Source organism: Acidimicrobiales bacterium, assembly GCA_036273495.1.
GTDB lineage: Bacteria > Actinomycetota > Acidimicrobiia > Acidimicrobiales > JAJPHE01 > DASSEU01.
In genome coordinates, this window is sequence record DASUHN010000183.1 from 1 (window position 1) to 2,299 (window position 2,299).

Annotated in this window: 3 protein-coding genes; 1 reads left to right on the forward strand and 2 read right to left on the reverse strand. The window is 68.9% G+C overall.

What is annotated here, in order from left to right:
* Positions 1 to 403: universal stress protein (locus VFW24_07720; GenBank protein HEX5266646.1), on the reverse strand; the 403-nt coding region annotated here is incomplete at its 3' end.
* Positions 404 to 646: 243 nt separating this feature from the next.
* Complete coding sequence (locus tag VFW24_07725; GenBank protein HEX5266647.1) at positions 647 to 1,462, reverse strand: hypothetical protein; 816 nt, start codon at positions 1,460 to 1,462, stop codon at positions 647 to 649.
* A 292-nt stretch (positions 1,463 to 1,754) separates the two neighbouring features.
* Here VFW24_07725 and VFW24_07730 point away from each other — a divergent pair.
* On the forward strand, positions 1,755 to 2,299 hold a 545-nt coding region (locus tag VFW24_07730; GenBank protein ID HEX5266648.1), incomplete at its 3' end, for a hypothetical protein.

The window sequence follows — 2,299 nt, forward strand, 5'->3', positions numbered from 1 at the left end:
GGCGGGTAAGGGCCCGGGCCACTGAACCCAGCAGGGTGTGGCCGAGTGGGTGACGGGCAGTGGCACCCACCACGAGCAGGTCTGCGGTGCGGCCGACTTCCATGAGGACATCGGCGGCAAGTCCGGGAACGGCTATCCGACGTACAGCCAGGCTCGGATACCCGCCGAGCTCGTCTCGCTCGATGTGGGCGAGCATCTCCTCGGCGGCCTGGTCGCAGCACTCCGGGCGGGCCACGAGGGGAAGCCTGTGCCAGGCGATCGACACGGGATATGTGTAGGCGTAGACGAGACAGAGCTCCGCCTCGCGCCAGAAGGCCTCGGCGGCGGCCCAACGAACTGTAGCTCGGGACTCCTTGGAGCCGTCCACTCCCACCGCGACCATCGACTCTTCATACGCGTCCATGTCCCGCATCACATCCCCATCTTCCGCCGGATACGTAGGCGCCCACCAGGGTCGAAGGTCCCACGCCCACTGGAGCCACAGGTCGAGGGTGAACCTATGTATGGCGTGCGCAGGTGCGTCCCGTCAGGGCTTCCCCATGGTCGAGGCGTGCCTGGCCAGTAGCGAGAACGGCGGAGCCAGGTCGACGCCGTCGGGCTTGTCCAGGTAGCCGGGGGAGGATCCGGCGACGCCGGTATGGCCGTACTACCAGACGATCCGGTCCGTGCGGGGGTCGATCACCACGACCCGGTGGTTGAAGTCGTCGTTCATGAGGAAGTCCCCGTTCGGCAACGGCTCGGCCAGTGAAGGCTGGTCGAGCGGGGGATCTCCCTGCAGCGGGGCATAGCGCCATAGGAGATGGCCCGAGGAGTCGAAGGTCTCGAGCACTCCCGGGTCGGTGTAGCTCACCGTGACGTAGACACCGGGGCTCACCTCGTTGGTATCCGAGGGGTAACCGACGCCGGGCGGATGCAACGACCGGTAGACCCGCCCGTTGAGGTCGATCTCGTCGACCCAGTCACCGTTGATCTCGGTGACGAGATAGTGGCCGTTCGCCATCGGGAAGGCGCCATTGGGACTGCCCCAGTGTGAGGGTGGGGAGTGATAGCACGCGTTGGTGGAGGTGCCGATGACGCGCGCCGGACTGTGCCAACCCGGGGCGATCAGGAGCATCCGGCAGTTCTTGATGTCGGCAGTGAGGATGTAGCCGTCCGGCAGGACCAGGGCGTCGTCGGGGTTCCACAGGTGGTCGGGTCCCATCCCCTCCGAGCCCGGGGTGCCGTACCGGTAGACGATGCGGTGGGTGGCCGCGTCGATGACGCTGATTACGAAGGCGTCCTCCTCGGTGGCCACAATCTGCCGGCCGTCCGGAGTGAAGAAGGCGTCGTCGGCGACCGGGAAGCTCTGACCGGGGGCCAGGTCCCCCGGGCGGGGGAACTGCCAGGTGATCTGGCCCCGCTGGTTCACCACGATGAGCCGGTTGTTGGTGCGGTCCGCGATCAGGACCGGGCCGGGAAGCACGGAGGGGTCGGATCCGGCAGCCAGGTCTACCGGAACCGAGCTCGACGTTGTCGGCGCCGAACCGGTCTGCGAGGGCGCGGCCGACCCGGCGGGTCGCCGGGGGCCCGCCCCGCAGGCGGCGCCAAGGCGACGGCTGCCGCCAGGGCTAGGGCCCGTACCGGGCCGGCCGGACTCACCGCCGCAAGGTAGCGGCCTGCTCCTTACGGGACCATGAAGCGCCCCTGTCCGGCCGTCCGAGTCGGAGCGCTCGGTCTTCATGCTCCCGTAAGGCTCGGCTCTCTAGCTTTGGGGTGTGGCTGCAGGGGCGCGCCCGGAAACAGGACGACCCGGAAGCGGCCCGGGCGGGACGGGGGCCCGGGCCGGAGCCGACGGGGTGGAGGCCAACGCCCGGCTCACCTCCTCGACTGCGGTGGTCCTGTTCGTCCTGCTGGCCGTCGAGGGCGTGACCGTGCTGTCGGCTCGCTCCCTTCTGACGGCCCATGTGTTCGTCGGAATGCTGCTGATCCCGCCGGTCCTGCTGAAGATCGGCAGCACGGTGTACCGCTTCGCGCGGTACTACCAGGGGCATCCCGCCTATCGCGACAAGGGCCCGCCTCCCTGGCTGCTGCGGATCCTCGGTCCCGCTGTCGTGGTGCTGACCCTCGTGATGTTCGGAACCGGCGTCGGCCTCATGTTCGTCGGCACCGCGGGTAGGGACCTCCTGCTGACCGCCCACAAGGCCAGCTTCGTCCTCTGGTTCCTCGCCATGACGGTCCATGTGCTCGGCCACCTGGCCGACATCGTCCGCCTCGGGAGGTTGGACTGGGTCGGCCGGTCGGGGCGGGTGGCGGGATCGGG